This window comes from Aeromonas sp. BIGb0445, from assembly GCF_024809075.1.
In the GTDB taxonomy this organism is placed as follows: domain Bacteria; phylum Pseudomonadota; class Gammaproteobacteria; order Enterobacterales; family Aeromonadaceae; genus Aeromonas; species Aeromonas rivuli.
In genome coordinates this window covers 358563-378259 of record NZ_JANUES010000003.1, presented here as the reverse complement: position 1 = coordinate 378259, position 19697 = coordinate 358563, and the positions used below count along the sequence as shown (strand labels likewise).

Genomic DNA, 19697 nt, shown 5'->3' with positions numbered 1-19697 from the left:
ACAAAGCTGCGGGATGTGGCCATTATAAAGAGATTTTGTCTGTTGTAACAAGCTGATAACGAAAGTGCTTTGTTATGTTACGAGGGCGGTTTGTTATGTTGTTTCGGATATAAAAAACGGCGATGTGCGGCATAAAAATGAAAAAGCGGTTGCGTCCGGCGGCTCGGCTTCGCATTAATAAATAAAGAAGCGATGCGGTTAGCCATGGTAAGCAAAGTTGTCGCCAAGATTGCTTTTTGGCGTCAAATCTCTTATACAGCCCCACAAAACCGCACACCAACCCCGACGGGTGCAACGAGGATAAAAGTTACAGCATGGGCAAATCACTGGTCATCGTAGAGTCTCCGGCCAAGGCCAAGACCATTAATAAATACTTGGGTAAAGACTACGTGGTGAAATCCAGCGTCGGTCATATCCGCGACCTGCCGACCAGCGGCAGTGCCAGCAGCGAACCCAAGAAACCCGTTATTCGCGGCATCAAGCTCAGCGAATCCGAGAAGGCTGCCAAGGATCGCAACGCCTTGTTTGCCCGCATGGGGATCAATCCGACCAATGGCTGGCAGGCGAATTACCAGATTTTGCCCGGCAAAGAGAAAGTCGTCAGTGAACTGCAGAGTCTCGCCGCCAAGGCCGACACCATCTATCTGGCAACCGACTTGGATAGAGAGGGAGAGGCGATTGCATGGCACCTGCGCGAGATCATCGGCGGTGACGAGAGCCGCTACAAGCGGGTGGTGTTCAACGAAATCACCAAGAGCGCGATCCAGGAGGCCTTTGCCCAGCCGTCCGAGCTGAACATGCACAGGGTCAATGCCCAGCAGGCCAGGCGCTTCCTGGATCGGGTCGTAGGCTACATGGTCTCCCCGCTGCTCTGGAAGAAGCTGGCCCGCGGCCTCTCCGCCGGTCGGGTGCAGTCGGTGGCCGTGCGCCTCATCGTCGACAAGGAGCGCGAGATCAAGGCGTTCGTGCCGGTGGAATTCTGGGACTTGCATGCCGACTTGATGACCGCCGGGGACGAATCCCTGCGCATGGAAGTGCTCAGCCGCAATGGTGCCGACTTCAAGCCGGTGACCAAGGCCGAGACCGATGCCGCTCTGGCCGCCCTGAACGGGGTGGATTACAAGGTCATCAGCCGCGAAGACAAGCCGACCGGCTCCAAGCCCTCTGCTCCCTTCATCACCTCCACCCTGCAGCAGGCCGCCTCGACGCGTCTGGGCTTTGGGGTGAAGAAGACCATGATGATGGCTCAGCGTCTCTATGAAGCCGGCTACATCACCTATATGCGTACCGACTCCACCAACCTCAGCAAAGAGGCGGTCGAGGCGGTGCGTGACTACATCACCACCCAGTACGGCGCCCCCTATCTGCCAAGCGAGCCGAACCTCTATGGTTCCAAAGCCGGGGCCCAGGAGGCGCACGAGGCGATCCGTCCCTCCAACGTCACCCTGACCACCAGCGAGCTGGAAGGGATGGAGTCGGACGCGGTGCGGCTCTATGACCTCATCTGGCGCCAGTTCGTCGCCTGTCAGATGACCCCGGCCCAGTACGATGCCTCCACCCTGACCGTCAAGGCCGGTGAGTTCGAGCTGAAAGCCCGTGGCCGTATTCTGCGCTTCGCCGGTTGGACCAAGGCGATGCCGCCCATGGGCCGCAAAGGCGAAGATACCCAGTTGCCGGCGGTGACCGTCGGTGAGGCGCTCAAGCTGATCAAGCTGGACCCTCGCCAGCACTTCACCAAGCCGCCTGCTCGCTTTACCGAAGCGGCCCTGGTGCGCGAACTGGAAAAACGCGGTATTGGCCGTCCATCCACCTACGCGTCCATCATCTCCACCATAGTGGACAGGGGCTATGTGCGGGTCGAGAGCCGCCGCTTCTTCGCCGAGAAGATGGGGGAGATAGTTACCGATCGTCTGGTGGAGAACTTCGTCGAGCTGATGAACTACGAGTTCACCGCCAAGATGGAGAACAAGCTCGATGAGGTGGCCCAGGGGGAGCAGGAGTGGAAGGACGTACTCGATGCCTTCTTCGCCGAGTTCACCGAAGAGCTGGCCCAGGCCGACAAACCCGCTGAAGAGGGGGGCATGCGCGCCAACCAGATGGTGCAGACCGACATCGACTGCCCGGATTGTGGGCGCAAGATGGGCATTCGCACCGCTACCACCGGGGTCTTCCTCGGTTGCTCCGGCTATGCCCTGCCGCCCAAAGAGCGCTGCAAGAAGACCATCAACCTGGTTTCGGCGGACGAGTTCGTCTCCGCGGCCGATGGGGAAGAGGCCGAAACCGAGGCGCTGCGCGCCAAGCATCGTTGCACCCTCTGTGGCACCGCCATGGATGCCTACATCATCGATGAGACCCGCAAGCTGCACGTCTGTGGTCGCAACCCCGACTGCGAGGGTTACGAGATCGAGAAGGGCCAGTTCAAGCTCAAGGGCTACGAAGGACCCAGCATAGATTGCGACCGTTGTGGCAGCGAAATGCAGCTCAAGAACGGCCGTTTCGGCAAGTACATGGGCTGTACCAACGAGACCTGTAAAAACACTCGCAAGATCCTGAAAAATGGCGATATTGCACCGCCAAAAGAAGATCCGGTGCCGCTGCCAGAGCTCAAGTGCAGCCAGTCCGATGCGCACTTCGTGCTCCGTGATGGCGCGGCGGGTCTGTTCCTCGCGGCCAGCAATTTCCCGAAATCCCGGGAGACCCGAGCCCCCCTGGTGGAAGAGCTCAAACGCTTCAAGGAGCGGCTCTCGCCCAAGCACCAGTACCTGGCCGATGCCCCGGCGTCAGATCCTGACGGTAACGCATCCATCGTCCGCTTCAGTCGCAAGACCAAGGAGCAGTACGTGATGACCGAGGTAAACGGCAAGGCGACAGGCTGGACGGCCCACTACGACAATGGCAAGTGGCAGGAGAGTCTGGCCAAGGCCAAGAAGGCCTGATCCCTGTATGTCGATAGGCCCCGCATAACGCGGGGCCTTTTTCGTTTATGGGGATATACTGCAAAAGCTGCAAGGTAGCGGCAGGCAAGACAAGGAGTCGAAGATGGATATCAACGAGATCCGGCCAGGCATGAGCTGCCTGACACGCGAGGGGGTTGGCTACGTGCTGGAGGTCGACAGACAGAGCCAGCTGGTATTGCTGCAGCGGGAGGCGGAAACCATACCCGTACAGGTTCGCAGTGACGAGATCCTCTCATCTCGCGAGGGATGAGCCCTATCATGGGGCTCGTCATGAGCGCCATGTCATGGCAAGGATCCCTAGAAGGGGATCAGGAACAGCAGCTCGGCGAGATCGGGCTGCCACTGCCACTCCTTCATCCTGACCCGTCCCCCCATCACTGGCACCCCCTCCTGTTGCAGGCGCCCCGTCTGTTCGTCGAATCCCACCGATCCCCTGGGCAGGGAGAGTTTGCCCCCGGCCCCCAGCACGCGGTGCCAGGGCAGGGTTTTCTGGGTCTCTCTGAGTACCTTGCCGACCAGACGAGCCCGGCCCGGCAAGCCGGCGAGATCCGCCACCTGACCATAGCTTGCCACCCGACCGGCCGGTATCAGCGCCAGTATGGCCTCTATCCTGGCCTGTTTGGTGAGCCCGGTTTCCGTTCCTTGCATGGCTGATCATTTTCCATAACGACAAAGGCGCCATTGTGGCGCCTTTGTCGTTGGCTGGGCAAGTGTGACAAAGGCCCCGTTTGGGTGGCACCTGTGTCGTCAGCTGGGCAAAGTGTGCCAAAGACCCCGTGTTGGTGGCGCCTGTGTCGTTGGCTGGGCAAGTGTGACAAAGGCCCCGTTTGGGTGGCACCTGTGTCGTCAGCTGGGCAAGTGTGCCAAAGACCCCGTGTTGGTGGCACCTGTGTCGTTGGCTGGGAAAGTGTGACAAAGGCCCCGTGTTGGTGGCGCCTGTGTCGTTGGCTTGGCAAGTGTGACAAAGGCCCCGTTTGGGTGGCGCCTGTGTCGTTGGCTGGGCAAGTGTGACAAAGGCCCCGTTATGGGGGCAAGGTCAGCCGAAGGTCTGGCTCAGCCCCTTGAGCTGGCTGGACTGGTTGAGCAGTGCCTGACTCACCTCATCGACCTCGCGCATCTTGTGGCTGTTGTGCTGGGAGTGCTCGGAGATGGAGTGGATGTTGCGGCTGATCTCTTCGACCACGGCCTGCTGCTGCTCGGCGGCTGCCGCTATCTGGGCCCCGCAGGCACTGACTTGCTCTATCTCTTCCAGCACCTGATGCAGGCTGCTTGATCCCTGGCGGGTCAAGTCGGCGCAGGTGCGGGTCTGCTGCAAGTTGGTCTGCATCATCGCCTGCCACTGGGTCAGGGTCTGCTGGATCTGGTTGATGCTGCCCTGGATCTGCTCGGTTGCCTTGTGGGTGCGGGTGGAGAGGGTGCGCACCTCGTCGGCCACCACGGCGAAGCCACGGCCCTGTTCGCCAGCGCGAGCGGCCTCGATGGCGGCGTTGAGGGCCAGCAGGTTGGTCTGATCGGCGATGCCCTGGATTTCGCTCATCAGGGTACCGATCCGTGCCGACTCCTCGGCCAGGCTGACGGCCGCCTGATACGCCTGCTCGGCCTGACCGGTCAGGGCGGTGATCTGGCGTTCGGTCTGCGCGAGTTGATCATCGGTCTGCAGGCAGCGGCTGCGAGCCTCGTCCACCTGACCGTGGGAGTCCTGGATATTGCGCGCTATCTCCTGGGCCGTACTGGCCATCTGGGTCATGGCGGCCGCCATCTGCTGGGTCTGGGCATCCTGCTCGCCGATGGCGCTGCAGGCCTGACCCGAGGCGAGTTTGAGGGAGCTGGCGAGTTGTTGCAGCGGCATGGTGGCATCATTGACCCGGCCCAGCACCGTCTTGAGCCTTGCCTCGCCCATCTTGAGGTGGAAATCGGCAATGGCCACCTCTTCCCCCCCCGAATAGACCTGACGGGTCAGGCTGTCATAGTCGTGGCGCAACCCGCGCAGATAGTGGCGGGTGCCGATCAGCTCGTCGCGATAGAGGAGACCGAGCAGCAGCAAGGGCATTGGCATCAACAGCGCCGCAGTTGTCCCGGCAATTTGCCAGGCCAGCACCACCAGGGCCGCGAGACCAGCCAGCGCCAACCCGGGCCGCAGGCGGGTAAAGGAGACGCTCATGGAGGTTGCGCCCTGCTCCGCTTGGCGCAGGGTGCGGTAGATGGTGCTGGCCCGCTGGATCAGGGCGGGGGTGGGCTTGCAGCGCACCGACTGGTAGCCGCTGATCTTGCCCTCCTCATAAAGCGGGGTGACGTAGGCATCGACCCAGTAGTAGCGACCATCCTTGCAACGGTTCTTGACCATGCCGCGCCAGGGTTTGCCTGCCTTGAGTTGCAGCCAGAGGTCGGCGAAGGCGGCCTTGGGCATCTCGGGGTGGCGGACCAGATTGTGATGCTGGCCAATCAGCTGTTCCCGGGTATAACCGGCCACCTCGCAGAAGTGCGGATTGGCATAGGTGATCACCCCGCGCAAGTCCGTGATAGAGACGAGTTGGACCGAATCGGGGAAGGTTACTTCCTGGTCGTTCAGGGGAGCCGGCTGATTGGGCATGGGAGAGTTCCTTTCGTATGGGCGAGCGTTGTTATTATTATCGGCTTCAATCGAGATCCATTGAGGGCTGCTTATGGGATTTACAGGGCAACAGGTGGATAATATGTATCCATATGGCACGTTAAAAGCCGCGCAAAGTGTATGTCTTTTGATGCGAAGAAGTAAACAAGAGGTTGGGGGCGGGATAAAAAAAGGCGGCCGCGCAGACCGCCAAACAGAGTGACAACATTACCTTTGCGGTGTCCGGTAGCGCACCTGCTGCTGGTCGAGTATCGCCAGTTGACCGGGCAACCGGGCACAGAAGTGCGCCCAATCCTTGTCACTCGGCAGACTCCAGGCGACTTCCGCCGTGGCCAGCATGCGTGGGAACAGCATATAGTCGAGTCGGTCACGGGTATGGACCAGCTCGGACCACAGGGGGCTCAGCACCCCCAGGATGTTATCGTTGGCATGGAAATCGGCTGGGGCAGGGTCACAGGAGTAGACCTGCTCCAGATTGGGAGTGCCTGCCCAGTAGAGGCCAGGTTCGTCAATGTTGTCGTTGCAGGCGAGATCCAGATAGAGGTACTGGGCCGCTGCCATCAGCACAGGATACCCCTGACTGGCGGCGTCCAGGCCCGCCTGGAAGCTGGTCCAGGCACAGATGATGGCCTCTTTGCCCACCTTGTCCCCTTGCAACACCTCCTCCCAGCCCACCATCTGCCGCCCCTTGGCGGCAAGATAGTCCTGACAGTGGCGCAGCAGGTGACCCTGCAATTCCCGGATGTCCCGATAGCCCTGCTGCTGCATCAGCGCCTGGCAGGCCGGGCTGTCGGTCCAGACGCCGTGGGGCACCTCATCACCCCCCATGTGCACCAACTTGCTCGGGAACAGCTCGCACACTTCGTCCATGACCTTGTCGAGGAACTGATAGGTGCCGGGCAGTGCCGGGTTGAGCACGTTGTCGTCAAAAAATTGCACAGACAGGTAGCGGGAGTGATCCGCAGGCTCGATCAGCAGTTCGGGCAGCGCCTTGATGGCGGCATGGCAGTGGCCGGGAATGTCGATCTCCGGGATCACCTCGATGCCGAGGCTAGCGGCGTATGCGATCAGCTCGCGGGCTTCATCCTGGCTGTAGAAACCGCCGTAGCGCGCCGCGCCGCCACTGAGTTGGGGGCCGATGGCCAAGCCGTGACCACGCCAGGCGCCCACCTCGGTCAGGGCCGGGAAGGCCTTGATCTCGAGGCGCCAGCCTTCGTCATCGGTCAGGTGCCAGTGGAAGCGGTTGAATTTGTAGAGGCTCATCTGCTTGAGCAGGCGCTTGAGGCTCGCCATCGGCTGGAAGTGACGGCCGCAATCCAGATGAATGACCCGCAGGCCAAAGCGCGGTTCATCTTCTATCTCGATGCAGGGCAGGCTCTCGCCATGTTGCAGATACCATTGGGCCAGGCTGACCAGGCCATGACGCCAGCCCGGGAGGCCGGCGGCGGCAATCTCGACCCCTTGTGGCGTGATGTGCAGGCGATAGGCCTCATCGGCCAGTCCGGCTTCGATCAGGGTGATTTCGGCGTCGTGATCCTGCTCAAGGGCCAGGGAGGTCAGTTCGTTGAAGTGGCCGAGCAGGGCGCTGAGGTTGCCCGGCCCCCTGACATGAGCGCGCTCGGCGAGCCGAAAGTAACTCTCCTCAAGGCGCACCAGGCGACGGGGCTGCGGCACTATGCCGTGCTCGCTATCGACGCTGGCCAGCTCAGGTTGCACTGACGCGGGAGAGTCGAGACCGAGCTCCTGGCTTGCCACTGTGACGGGGATGATCTGGGGACCATGCTGGGACTCTGGCAGGCTGAGGAAGAAGCCTTGCGGCATGTCGGTGAGGTGTTTGAACACCGTCTTGCGACAGCAAAGTGCCAGCTCTCGACTCCCCGGGTGGGGGGCTATCACCTTGTAAGTGCCGCTCTGGTGGATGAGTTCACCCCCTTTCAGGCTGCTGGCGTCTACCTGACGGCCGAGGCAGAAGTGCAGTTGCCAGGGCTCGCTCGGCAGCCTGTCCAGGGTCAACAAGACCCAGACGTCCTCCTCATCGCGGCGTTCGATGGCAATGGTGATCAGGGGTGTAGACATGGCAGTTCCTTCCGTTTCGCAAAGAGGATGGCGCCTTCCAGGGCATCCGCCTGCGGGGTGACAAGGGGAAGATGGCCGAGGCGAGGGCGCAGCCGCTCTCCTATGCCACCGAGCAGGGCGACCTGGTTGGCACCTTGTGCCAGCATGCCGCCAATCAGGGTCTCGAGCTGATCCCGGGTTTCAGCCAGCAGGGCCTGGGCGAGGGGATCCTCGTCCTTTGCCGCCTCGAACACCCAGGGGGCGAAGCGGCCATAGTCGGCCGGGATCGCCTGGGCCGCCCAACGGACCAGCGCCGCCTGATCCCGTCCGAAGTGGTCGAGCAGGCGTACCGCCAGCAGGCTGGGGGCCAGTATGCCGTCGTGGCAGAGCAGGGATTGCTGGATGGCGCGCAGGCCCAGCCAGGCACCGCTGCCCAGATCCGAGATGGGGAAGCCGCGGCCCGAACAGGTGCGAATGCGGCCTCCCTGAAAGATGAGCCCGACCGAGCCGGTGCCGGCGATGAGAATGGCCCCTTGGTCGCCGCCAAAGGCACCCAGGCAAGCGCCGAAGGCATCCGAGGTCAACCGGGTTTCGGCAAAGGGCAGGGGCTGGGCCAGAAAGTCCCGATAGCAGCTCTCCAGCTCGGCGGAGGCCAGCGCCAGCCCGGCGCTCATCCGGGCCAGGGCCGAGTCCGGCAGCCGGGCCGCCGTCATGGCGCCCTGCACCGCACCCAGCACATGGCGTTGGGCCAGGTCGATGCCCAGTTCCAGATTGGAGCCGGGGGCGCGTCCCTCACCGAGCAACTCGCCTTTCTGGTTGCGAATGCGAGCCCGGGTATGGGTGCCGCCACCATCGACGCCGACCCAGTAGGCGATGTTATCGGGCAACACAGGGTGCTTACTCATGACGCGTCCCCTGCCAGCTGATCGCCAAGGCAAACCAGGCGCCATGGGGGATCCACTGTTCGCCCCAGCGCCAGTTTTGATCCAGGCGATCCCGATATTCATCGGGGATGAAGGCGACATCGGCCTCGTCCTCGAAACCCGAGGTGATGCCGTTGCAGATGCCGCCCGGGGCGCTGGGGTAGCCCGCGGTGTAGCCCGGGTTCTTGATGCCGTGCCCGATGAGCATGCAGGCGTCGAAGGGATTGAGCCCCAGGATCCAGTCCAGTTGTCGTTGACCGTGGGCGTCGAGGGAAGCGGCCAGATCCGGCAGCCGGGCGGCGGCGGCAAAGGCCGCGGCGGCCAGGGAGGCCAGCCGGGCGTTCTCCCCTTGCCACCAGTAGCCTGACTCGTTGTGATGGGGCATAAAGAAGCTCACCCGAGGTGCCTCATCCACCCCTTTCACATACTGACGGGCGAGGGCGAAGGGGTTGCCGGGACGCCCGGTCAGGGCCAGCTCGGCGAGCAGGGCCTGGCGCACGACGAGTTCGGCCCTGGCGATGCGGTCGGGATCTGTCTCCAGCGCCAGGTATTCGAGCAGGGCCAGTACCGGCAAGCCCGCCTCGGCGGCATGGTAGTAAGGGCGCGAGCCATCCTGGTTCGCGCTCCAGTAGTGACCAAGTGCGTCGTGGGGGCGCAAGCGGGCACAGAGCCGCTCGGCCCAGTGGCGCGCCTCGGCCCGCCACTCATCCCCGAGGCTGTGCGTCAGCTCAACCGCAGCCAGGAGGGCGCAATACTCATCGATGATGTTCTCCTGGCCATCATCCAGATAAGCAAGGTTGTGCTCGCGCAGGTGCAGGTAACCGCGCCGGGCCGCCTCGCCATACTCGGCCTGTGCGAAGTCACCACTCACCCCGGCCCGGGCGGCGCGGGCCAGGGCGGCGATGGCCAGGCCCCCACCTTGGCGAAAGCCCGCCTGCCAGCTGCCGGATTTGAGCCCCTGCTGGGTGGCGTAGGCGCACAGTTCGCGCTGGGTGACATCCTTGCTCCACTTGTCAAACAGCGTCATGTAGAAGAAGCCGGACTCGTCTTGCATGCGGCACAGGAAGTCGGCGCCGTGCAATCCCTCATCATCGAGACGCTTGCCCAGGTTCAGGCTGTCGATATCCTGGCGTCGGGCCAGCAGCTCCCGGCTCTTGAGCAGAGACCAGACCACCAGCGGGGTCTGCTGGGGGTTGAGGTAGTTGGCGTAGGAGAGGTGACTCAGGTACTTGCTGACATCGCCGCTGGCGTCATACCAGCCACCGTGCACGTCACGGCGTCGCTCGCCGCCGAACAGGGGGGCGGCTCTGTCCGCCTTGTCATATTGGCCGCTGCAACGTTGACCCTTGAAGTAGTGGATGACGTCAGACAGGCAGTGCTGGGTCAGTAACCGCTCACCCAGCCGGAAGCGGGCGGAGCGCACTATGCCATGGGCGGTGATCACCTCGAGCCGGTAGTCGCCGGCCTGGGTGACTGCGCTGAAGTCGATGACCCAGAAGGCCCGTTGCTGCCAGCCCGGGACGCAGACCTCCTCGTTGAGGGGCTTCTCAAACAGGGCAGGGCCGCCGGTCAGCGGCAGCAATCGCGCCAGGCCCTCCTGGATCTGGCCGGGCCGGGTCTGCAGCAGTGCCTGCTTGCGACCCTGACACTCATAACCCACCTGATTGACTAGCAGTTCCATCGATACCTCAACATTCGGGGAAGGGCACAGAGGATGGATGAGCGGTGCAGGCATGAGGTACTCCCCGCATCTGCGATGCCATCTCGCCTCTGTATTTGATTCAGGAAGGGGACGGCCCAAGGCCGCCCCTTCGGGCTTATTCGTGCAGGTAGCAGCGCACGAAGTGATTGTCGGCAAGCTTGGTGACGGGCGGCATGGCCTCCTTGCAGCGGGTCATCACCTGGTTGCAACGCCCGGCGAAGGGGCAGCCATAGGATTCCGGCGTCCAGAGCGGGATCTCCCCCTTGCGCCCGCCTTCGAGCTCGGCGTGGATGCTCTTCTCGGGGTCGGGCACCGCCGAGATGAGCAGCTGGGTATAGGGGTGCTGCGGGTGGTGCAGGATCTCGTCCACCTCCCCCCACTCCACCATGTGACCCACATACATCACCGCCAGATCCTCCGCCACGTAGCGGGCGGTGGCGATGTCATGGGTGATGTAGAGCATGGAGACCCCGAGCTCGTTCTTCATCTGCTCCATCAGGTTGAGGATGCCGATGCGAATGGAGACGTCGAGCATGGAGGTGGGCTCGTCGGCGAGCACCACTTCCGCCTCCACCGCCAGGTTGCGGGCGATGTTGACCCGCTGGCGCTGGCCGCCGGAGAGCTGGTGCGGGTACTTGGCCGCCGTTGCCTTGGCCGGGGTCAGCCCCACTTTCTCCAAGAGGTCATGGACCATGTCCGGCAGATCTCTCTTGTCGAGCACCTTGCTGTGCAGCAGCAGGGGGCGGGCGATGTGGTGATAGATGGTGTGGGTCGGGTTGAGCGAACCAAACGGATCTTGCCACACCATCTGCACGCTCTGACGGTAGTCGAGCAGGGCGGTGCCCTTGTTGAACTCCTCCAGATCCCGGCCGCGATAGAGGATGCGGCCGCTGGAGAGCTTGTACATCTTGGCGATGATCTTGGCGATGGTGCTCTTGCCCGAGCCCGACTCCCCCACCACCGCCAGGGCGCGGCCCTTGTGCAGGTTGAAGGTGATGTCGGAGAGGGCCCGCATCTTGCCGCTCTTGATGGCATTGGAGTTGACCGAGAAGTCCTTGTAGAGGTGCTCGACTTTGATGATGGGAGCCTGGGTATCGGCGATATGCATGGAAGACTCCTTAACAGCCAGCGGCCTGAGCGAAGATCAAAGGTTCGGATGCCAGCTCGTCATCGGCCAGGCCGTCGGCGTAGAGATGGCAGGCGGTTTGTTGGCCGGGGCGAATTTCGGCCAGGGCCGTGTACTCCTGACGGCAACGCTCGTGCACCTTGGCGCAGCGCGCCTGGAAACGGCAGCCCACCGGTACCTCCAGCAGGTTGAGCGGGGTGCCGGGTATCCCTTCCAGCACGGTTTTCGGGCCGTGCAAGGGTGGGAAGGAGTTGCCGAGTCCCTTGGTATAGGGATGCAGGGGCGCGGTCAGGATCGCCTTGGAGGGGGCGACTTCGATCAACTCACCGGCGTACATGATGCCGATGCGATCGCAGAACTCGACCATGAGCGAGAGATCGTGGGTGATGAACAGGATGGAGAAGTTGAACTTCTCCTTGAGGGCATAGACCTTCTGCAAGATCTCCCGCTGCACCACCACATCCAGGGCCGTGGTGGGCTCATCCATGATAAGCAGCTCGGGGTTGAGGGCCATGGCGATGGCGATCACCAGCCGCTGGCGCATGCCGCCGGAGAACTGGTGCGGATAATCCTTGAGCCGGCTCGGATGGATGTCGACGATGGCGAGCAGCTCCTGGGCGCGCTTGATCGCCTCATAGCGGGTCAGCTTGGGGTTGTGGGCTTGCAGCACGTCGCAGAACTGCTCCTCCATGCGCAACACCGGGTTGAGCGCGTTCATGGCGGACTGGAACACCACGCTCGCCTGACGCCAGCGGTAGCTGCGCAGCCGCTCGTCGTCAAAGCCGAGGATGTTCTCGCCCTTGAACAGGATCTCGCCGCCGCTGATGTAGGCGGGCGGCTTGTGCAGCCGGGCCACCGAGAAGGCGACCGTGGACTTGCCACAGCCGGATTCACCGGCGAGGCCGAACACCTCCCCCGGCATGATGTCAAAGCTGACCGAGTTGACGGCGCGCACGTCGCCGCTCTCGGTGATGTAGTCGACGCACAGCTCGCGCACCGACAGCAGGGGTTGTTGCGATTTCATGCTGTCTTCTCCTGGGCTGCGATGGGGGTGACGGGGGTGGCGAGCTGTTTCCAGCGACGCAGACCTTTGTGGGAACGCAGCTGCGGGTTGGCTATCTCATCGATGGCGAAGTTGAGCAGGGCCAGACCGGCGCCCAAGGTGGCGATGGCGAAGCAGGGGGCCAGAATTTCCCACCAGGCGCCCACCAGGATGGCACTGGAGGTCTGGGCGTTGTAGAGCATGATGCCCCAGCTGACCACGGTCGGATCGCCCAGGCCCAGGAACTCCAGGGTCGCCTCGGTGACGATGGCGTAGATGATGGAGCCGATGAAGCTCACCCCGATGATGGAGATGAGGTTGGGCAGGATCTCCACCAGGATGATGCGCCAGGCCGGCTCACCCAGCACCTCGGCGGCGATGACGAACTCTTTCTCCCGCAGGGCCAGGGTCTGGGCGCGAATGACCCGCGCCCCATAGGCCCAGGACGTTAACCCTATGATGAGGGCTATCACCAGGGGGGATGCCTCCCCGATGAAGCTCGCCAGCACCAGCAGTAGCGGCAGCCCCGGGATCACCAGCATGACGTTCATCAGGAAGGTGAGGCACTCGTCGATGAGGCCGCCGAAGTAACCGGCAGTGATGCCGATGCCGATGGCCAGGGCGCAGACCAAGAGGCCTGCCCCGAAGCCCACCATCAGCGAGATGCGGGCGCCATTGGTGAACTGGGACCAGATATCGTGGCCCATGCGGGTGCTGCCCATCACGTACTCGGCACTGGGCGGCTGGTGGGGACGGGCAACCCGCTTGGTCGGCTCATTGCTGGCGAGCAGCGGAGCAAACAGGGCCATCAACACGAAGGAGACGACGATGGCGAGGCCGAAGGCGGCCTTCTTGTTGCCCAGTAAAATCTTGAGGATGGTAGGCATACGCATCTTATTTACCTCCGGTACGAAGACGGGGATCCAGGAAGACGTAGAGCATGTCGGCCAGGAAGTTAAAACTGAGCATGGTGATGGTCATGATGAGCAGCTGCCCCTGAATGAGCGGGTAGTCGCGCGCCAGGATGCCCTGGTAGAGGGTCAGGCCCAGTCCCGGGTAGTTGAAGATGACCTCGGTGATGAGGGAGCCGCCGATGACGAACCCCAGCGCCATGGAGAGCGCGGTGACGCTCGGCAAGATGGCATTGCGGGCACCGTAGTTGAAGATGACCCGTCTGTTGGAGAGCCCCTTGGCCTTGGCCATGGTGATGTAGTCTTCCCCCAAAAGGTTAATCATGTTGTTGCGCATGGTGATGAGGAAGCCCCCCACCTGCACGATGGCCAGAGTGCCGACCGGCATGATGGCGTGCAGCATGATGCTCTTGATGTGCTCCCAGCCATAATCGGCGGTGATCTCCGGGCTGTAGGCGTAGCCGATGGGCAGCCACTCCAGGCTGACCCCGAACAGGAACAGGGCGAGCAGGGAGACCACCACGGGGGGGATGGCCTGCATCACCAGGGTAAGTGGCGAGAGGATGCTGTCCATGCGGCCACCCCGGTACCAGGCGGCGAAGATGCCGACGATGGAGCCGAAGGAGAAGCTGATGATGGTGGAGGTGCCTACCAGGAACAGGGTCCAGCCGATGGCGCGACCCAGTACGTCGGCAACCTGCTGCGGGTAGTAGCGCACCGAGGTGCCCAGATCCCAGGTGAAGACGCTCTTCACATAGGTCAGAAATTGAGTGCCAATCGGACCATCTACAAAGCCGAAGGTGGCCTTGAGTGCCTCGAGGGCTGCGGGTTCCATCATGGCGCCGGCCCGGGCAAACATGACGGAGACGGGATCCCCTGGCATGGCTCTGGGTAGCAGGAAGTTAATGGTGGCGGCCACCAGGAAGGCGACCAGATAGAAGGAGAAACGTCTTAGTATAAATCCCATGATGATACCTTTTACTGCAAGTCTGCCCCGCACCGGGCATAGCTACCCCAACCCCGGCAGATCCGGGAAGTGGGCAGGCGGCGGGGAAGAAGGCCCCCCGCAGGGGGCCAGGAGGATTTAGCTGTTCGGCTTGAGGGACAGCACGTGCAGCAGACGCTCAGGCGTATCCGGGTGGAGCTGCGGTTTGGCGACCGGGTTGTCGGCGCTGAACCAGCCATGGAAGCGCTTGGTGCTGTACTCATACCATGTCGGGTTGTTGAACACCGGGATGATGGTCTGGTTGGCACCGACACGTTCCTGGATAGCGAACATGATCTCTTTTTGCTTGGCAGCATCGGCGGTCTGGGTGAAGTCATCGATCAACTTGTCCAGCGCCGGATCCTTGTAGCGGTTGGCCGCGAAGCGGTTGCCACGCTCACCCATGTTGCGTGAGTGGAAAGCGGTCTCGAAGTACTTGTGCGGGTTGGCACCGGCAAAGTAACCCTGCAGGGCGACATCGAAGTCACCGGTGACCAGGGCGTCTGTCCAGACGGTGGCTTCCGGGGTGGAGGTCTTGGCGTTCAGGCCAAGCGCCTGCAGGCCTTCGACGCCGATCTGGACGGTGTTGACCCAGTCGGTCCAGCCGTTGGGTACCAGCACCTTGAACTCGATCTTCTTGCAGCTCGGGGTGTCGAGGAACTTGTCGCCGTCACAATCTTTGTAGCCAGCCTGTTTGAGCAGCGCCTTGGCACCTTCGACATCAAACTTGCTGAACTTGCCGTATTTCTTCTCGACGTCCGGGTTATCCCAGGAGGCGAACGCCTTGCCCAAACCTGACGGATAGTCGTTGACGGTCGGGTAACCGTAACCGGCGATGTCCACCATGGACTGGCGATCCATGGCCATGGAGAAGGCGCGACGGAAGTTGATGTCGTTGAAGGCTTCGTGGTTGCCCGGGTTCTTGCTCTGGAAGTTGACGTTGAACGCCACTGTGCCGGAGGCCGGGAACCAGTATTTGTTGTTCTTGGGATCGTTGCCGACGTAGAGGCGCTCGATGTCCGGTACGAAGGAGCCGAACCAGTCAACATCACCCTTCATGACGGCGGCCAGCACCTGGTCATTGGTGGCCATCTGCGGCATGCGGATACAGTCGATGGCGAGGTTGGCGTTATCCCAGTAGTGCGGGTTGCGGCATTGGGTATAGAGCTGGGCGGAGAAGTTGTCCACTTCGGTGAAGGGACCGGTACCGACCGGCTTGTCGTTGGTGAAGGCAACCGGGTCCTTGACGGACTTCCACTGGTGCTCAGGCACTATGGGGATCAGCACCAGGTCGTTGACCACGTTGGTGTTGACCTCGGTCAGGTCGAACTTGATCTTGTGGTCACCCAACTTCTCGATGCCCTTGATCTGGGTCCAGATAGAGCGCTCATCCAGCGCCTTGTTGGCCTTGACCAGATTGAAGGAGAAGATGATGTCGTCGGCGGTGAAGGCTTCACCGTCGGACCACTTGACGCCATCGCGCAGGTCGAAGGTGACGGACTTCAGGTCATCGCTGAAGGCATAGTGGGTCGCCAGACGATAGACGGGTTTGCCACCCTGCATATCGTTGAAGATCACCAGCGGCTCATAGATGAAGTGACGGGTGGTGTGCAGCAGACCGGCCTGCAGGAAGGGGTTGAAGTTCTTGACCCAGGCTGTCTCCTGTTGGGCGACCATGGTCAGCACCGTCTTGTTCTCGGCGGCCATGGCACTGCTGGTGGCGCCAGCAATCATCAGGGTTCCCAGCATGACTGAGGTAGCTATTTTGGATACTTTGGCAAGCATATGTTTTCCTTTCTTATTGGTCTTCCATGTTTTGGAATGGAGCACCGACATCGCATGCTATGCATATCGGCCCTCTGTGTTGGGCAGGTTTTGCACCCTTGTCTTTATCTAATCCAACGCCCCTAGCAAAGCAGAGTTAACAGAAGAACAACAAGGCCTGATTTCGTCGATTTCGTAAAAACCAAAATTCTTTCGTCATTCTCGTTAAATTCCATTTCAAACCTTTTAAAATTATATACTTACATTTATTTACGCTAAACATAAAGTTCGCATTTAAAAGCCATGCCAGCCGATTGTGTGACCTCGATCGTCCCAGATTTTTCCGTTGCCATCAGGGCTTTTTTTTACATTTGAAACAAGGTTGGAAAGTGCCAGGCAGGCCCTATCTTGCAGGTGATATTGATTATCACTCATCTGTTTTCAGGGCCGCTTGGGCGAGGGAGAAGCGAATGAGGAGACTGTGCCTGGGGATCCGGTTCCGACCCGCCGGCGATCTTGATGAGCGCCATATTGCCCTACCCATCCTGGCTCGCAGCTGTGCACCAGCAGAGGGGGCCGTTCGCCTCTTGGGTTGGCAAAGAGAGAGCTATCAAGAAGGCACTCGGCGGGCTTGGCCAGGGGTTGAGGCGATCACTGTGATGGGGTGGCTTTCTTTTGCATCATTGAGCCCGACAAGGCCTCAGCGGCCGTTATCGGTGCGGGAGCTGGCATCTCCTTGGGGGCCGGCGGTCAGCATGAAGGCGGCAAGGGCATCCCTGCCCATTGGCTTCTGGGGACGCCAGATATGGGGAGAACTGGAAAGTGGCAAAGGCATGGCCCCCATGCGCCCAACAGGCACCCACAGCCCAACCTTGGCTGGTCACCTGTGGCGCCGAGTCGGTCTCCTTATCTGAGCGCTGTCATGCCCCTGGAGGTGGATCTGGCCCCATGAGGCTGGCGAGGGCGTCATTGGGCGATGCGGAGTTTGCTTTTAGTTCTGCCTGCCGATCATCTCTATCGATGATGGGGGGCGGATAAGCGCTCTGCCGAGCTTGGGGTATCAAGCGCGGCTCCTTGTTGGTGGCCTGGAGAGGGAGGGGGCGGATGGCAAGCGATGGGCGGCGGGGGGATGGGATCCCGTTGATGCGTGGTGGTGCTGGCGTGCTGGAGAAGGATGAATAGAAACGGGCCCCGCGGGGCCCGTGTTGTCAAGACTCAAATGGCCGTTAGGCGTTAGGTTTGAGGGCGAGCACGTGCAGCAGGCGCTCAGGGGTGTTGCTGTGTACCTGGGGCTTGGCGACCGGGTTGTCGGCGTTGAACCAGCCATGGAAGCGCTTGGTGTTGTACTCATACCAGGTCGGGTTGTTGTAGACAGGGATGATGGTCTGGTTGGCACCGACCCGCTCCTGGATCTCGTTCATGAGCACTTTTTGCTTGGCCAGATCCGCGGTCTGGCTGAAGCCGTCAATCAGCTTGTCCAGTGCGGGATCCTTGTAGCGGGGTGCCGCGAAGCGGTTACCACGTTCGCCCATGTTCCGGGAATGGAAGGCGGTCTCGAAGTAGTTCTGCGGGTTGGCACCGGTCAGGTAACCTTGCAGGGCCACATCGAAATCACCAGTGACCAGGTTGTCGGTCCAGACGGCTGCTTCGGGGGTGGCTGTCTTGGCATCGATCCCCAGCGCCTTGAGCCCTTCCACCCCGATCTGGACGGTGTTGACCCAGTCGGTCCAGCCGTTCGGCACTATGATCTTGAACTCGATTTTCTTGCAGCTCGGGGTATCGAGGAATTTGTCGCCGTCACAGTCCTTGTAACCGGCTTCCTTGAGCAGGGCCTGGGCGGCCGCCATGTCGAACTTGTTGTACTTGCCAAACTTCTTGTCGACATCCGGGTTGTTCCAGCTGTCGAACAGTTTGCCAAGGCCGGACGGGTATTCGTTGATGGTGGGATAGCCGTAACCGGCGATGTCCACCATGGACTGGCGGTCCATGGCCATGGAGAAGGCGCGGCGGAAGTTGATGTCGTTGAAGGCTTCGTGATTACCCGGGTTCTTGGTCTGGAAGTTGACGTTGAACGCCACTGTGCCGGAGGCGGGGAACCAATACTTGTTGTGCTTGGGATCGTTGCCGACGTAGAGGCGCTCGATGTCCGGTACGAAGGAGCCGAACCAGTCCACATCCCCCTTCATGACGGCGGCCAGCACCTGGTCATTGGTAGCCATCTGTGGCATGCGGATACAGTCGATGGCGAGATTGGCATTATCCCAGTAGTGCGGGTTGCGGCACTGGGTATAGAGCTGGGCGGAGAAGTTGTCGACCTGGGTGAAGGGGCCGGTACCGACCGGCTGGTCATTGGTGAAGGAGACCGGATCCTTGACCGATTTCCACTGATGCTCAGGCACCAGCGGCACCAGGGCTATCTGGTTGACCACGCCGGTATTGACGCCAGCGAGCTCGAACTTGACCTTGTATTGGCCCAGCTTTTCGACCCCGGTGATCTGGGTCCAGATGGCCCGTTCGTCCAATGCCTTGTGGGCCTTGACCAGGTTGAAGGAGAAGAGCACGTCATCGGCATCGAAGCCTTCGCCATCGGACCATTTGACCCCTTGACGCAGGTCGAAGGTGACCGATTTCAGGTCTTTGCCAAATTCATAGTGGGTAGCGAGCCGGTACTCGGGTCTGCCTCCCTGCAATTCGTTGAAGATAACCAGGGGCTCATAGATGAACTCCTTGGTGGTGTGCAGCAGACCGGCCTGCAGGAAGGGGTTGAAGTTCTTGACCCACGCCGTCTCCTGTTGGGCGACCAGGGTCAGCACAGTCTTGTTGTCGGCGGCATTGGCGGCCCCGGCAGAGAGCATCAGGCTCCCCAGCATGCAGGCGGCGGCGACCCGGGATACTTTGGCAAGCATATTATTTCCTTGTTATATGGACGTCCCTGTTGATCTTGTTGAGGGGCGCATGGCTGGCGCTCTACCTCATGTCTGGGTCTGTATGACCCCCCTTAGCTAAGCAGGTTTAACAAGAAAGAAACATTTAATCCTTACGTCGATATCGTAAAAATCCCCTTCTCGACGTTGAAAACGTCAATTTCATTTATTAGTTAATTAATATCAATTGTTTAAGTTATTTGATTTCGCGCAAAAAGTGCTATTTAAGCCCTGTATTTGACGATAATGTGACGAAGATCTGGTCGGTTTTTATCCGCCTTTTGCATTCTTTGTTCTCTTGAGGAAAAAACCTGGTGCGGCTGTTGGGGTACTCTCCGAGAGGGGGGAGAAAACGCCATCGCCAGCCCGCTCCTGATGCTCGTTCCCGGACAGGCAAGGCTCATGGAGGGCGATGTTCCCGGTGCAGGGCCATGGACGATGACAGGGGATTGCGCATGGGTCAGACGCCATCAGGCGGAGTCTGGGGCAGCGCCGCCAGGCAAGGAGTGGCTCCTTCAGCTCTGCTCATCTGTGGTTGCACGGTTTGCGGGTTGCATCTGGGGTGAGAGACCTTTAAGCGGGCCCATGGGGTTGACAGGGTTTGGGCCCGATGAGCGGAAAGGGGGCAAGGAGATGCGCCATCGGCTGTCCCTGGCAGGCGAGAGAGGCGTCGATATAGATAGGTAGGGGTGGCGAG

13 protein-coding genes are annotated in these 19697 nt (G+C 61.1%); 2 read left to right on the top strand and 11 right to left on the bottom strand.

Annotation, left to right across the window (positions count from 1 at the left end; all coding sequences use genetic code 11):
- Positions 1-314: 314 nt before the first annotated feature.
- Both topA and M2367_RS08435 read left to right on the top strand, forming a co-directional pair.
- On the top strand, positions 315-2936 hold the full coding sequence (topA, locus tag M2367_RS08440; RefSeq protein WP_042041488.1) for a type I DNA topoisomerase: 2622 nt from the start codon (positions 315-317) through the stop codon (positions 2934-2936).
- A 103-nt stretch (positions 2937-3039) separates the two neighbouring features.
- Positions 3040-3207 (top strand): hypothetical protein, encoded by a 168-nt coding sequence (locus tag M2367_RS08435; RefSeq protein WP_198135252.1) that lies wholly within the window; start codon positions 3040-3042, stop codon positions 3205-3207.
- A 47-nt stretch (positions 3208-3254) separates the two neighbouring features.
- Here M2367_RS08435 and M2367_RS08430 read toward each other — a convergent pair whose 3' ends face one another.
- The 11 genes from M2367_RS08430 to M2367_RS08380 all read right to left on the bottom strand — a co-directional run bounded on the left by M2367_RS08430 (position 3255) and on the right by M2367_RS08380 (position 18982).
- Complete coding sequence (locus M2367_RS08430) at positions 3255-3605, bottom strand: MGMT family protein (protein ID WP_042041489.1); 351 nt, start codon at positions 3603-3605, stop codon at positions 3255-3257.
- A 388-nt stretch (positions 3606-3993) separates the two neighbouring features.
- Positions 3994-5547, bottom strand: coding sequence for a PAS domain-containing methyl-accepting chemotaxis protein (locus M2367_RS08425; protein WP_259236414.1), 1554 nt, complete (start codon positions 5545-5547; stop codon positions 3994-3996).
- 228 nt (positions 5548-5775) lie between these two features.
- Positions 5776-7644: a beta-N-acetylhexosaminidase gene (locus M2367_RS08420; protein WP_224432421.1), complete on the bottom strand. Its 1869-nt coding sequence runs from the start codon at positions 7642-7644 to the stop codon at positions 5776-5778.
- Positions 7629-8528 (bottom strand): BadF/BadG/BcrA/BcrD ATPase family protein, encoded by a 900-nt coding sequence (locus M2367_RS08415; RefSeq protein WP_224432422.1) that lies wholly within the window; start codon positions 8526-8528, stop codon positions 7629-7631. Before M2367_RS08415 ends, M2367_RS08420 begins: the two co-directional genes overlap by 16 nt.
- Entirely contained in the window at positions 8521-10227 is a 1707-nt protein-coding gene (locus M2367_RS08410; RefSeq protein WP_259236413.1) for a glycoside hydrolase family 9 protein, read from the bottom strand. Before M2367_RS08410 ends, M2367_RS08415 begins: the two co-directional genes overlap by 8 nt.
- Before the next feature lie 136 nt (positions 10228-10363).
- Entirely contained in the window at positions 10364-11356 is a 993-nt protein-coding gene (locus tag M2367_RS08405; protein WP_042041494.1) for an ABC transporter ATP-binding protein, read from the bottom strand.
- A 10-nt stretch (positions 11357-11366) separates the two neighbouring features.
- Positions 11367-12398: an ABC transporter ATP-binding protein gene (locus M2367_RS08400; RefSeq protein WP_042041495.1), complete on the bottom strand. Its 1032-nt coding sequence runs from the start codon at positions 12396-12398 to the stop codon at positions 11367-11369.
- Positions 12395-13309: an ABC transporter permease gene (locus M2367_RS08395; RefSeq protein WP_259236412.1), complete on the bottom strand. Its 915-nt coding sequence runs from the start codon at positions 13307-13309 to the stop codon at positions 12395-12397. Before M2367_RS08395 ends, M2367_RS08400 begins: the two co-directional genes overlap by 4 nt.
- 1 nt (position 13310) lies before the next feature.
- The gene (locus M2367_RS08390; protein WP_042041498.1) at positions 13311-14294 is read right to left on the bottom strand and encodes an ABC transporter permease; all 984 of its coding nucleotides are present in this window, start codon (positions 14292-14294) and stop codon (positions 13311-13313) included.
- Between the two features lie 117 nt (positions 14295-14411).
- A complete protein-coding gene (locus M2367_RS08385) occupies positions 14412-16097 on the bottom strand; it encodes an ABC transporter substrate-binding protein (RefSeq protein WP_042041499.1) in 1686 nt (561 codons plus the stop codon).
- Positions 16098-17302: 1205 nt separating this feature from the next.
- A complete protein-coding gene (locus M2367_RS08380) occupies positions 17303-18982 on the bottom strand; it encodes an ABC transporter substrate-binding protein (protein ID WP_224432426.1) in 1680 nt (559 codons plus the stop codon).
- Positions 18983-19697 lie beyond the last annotated feature (715 nt).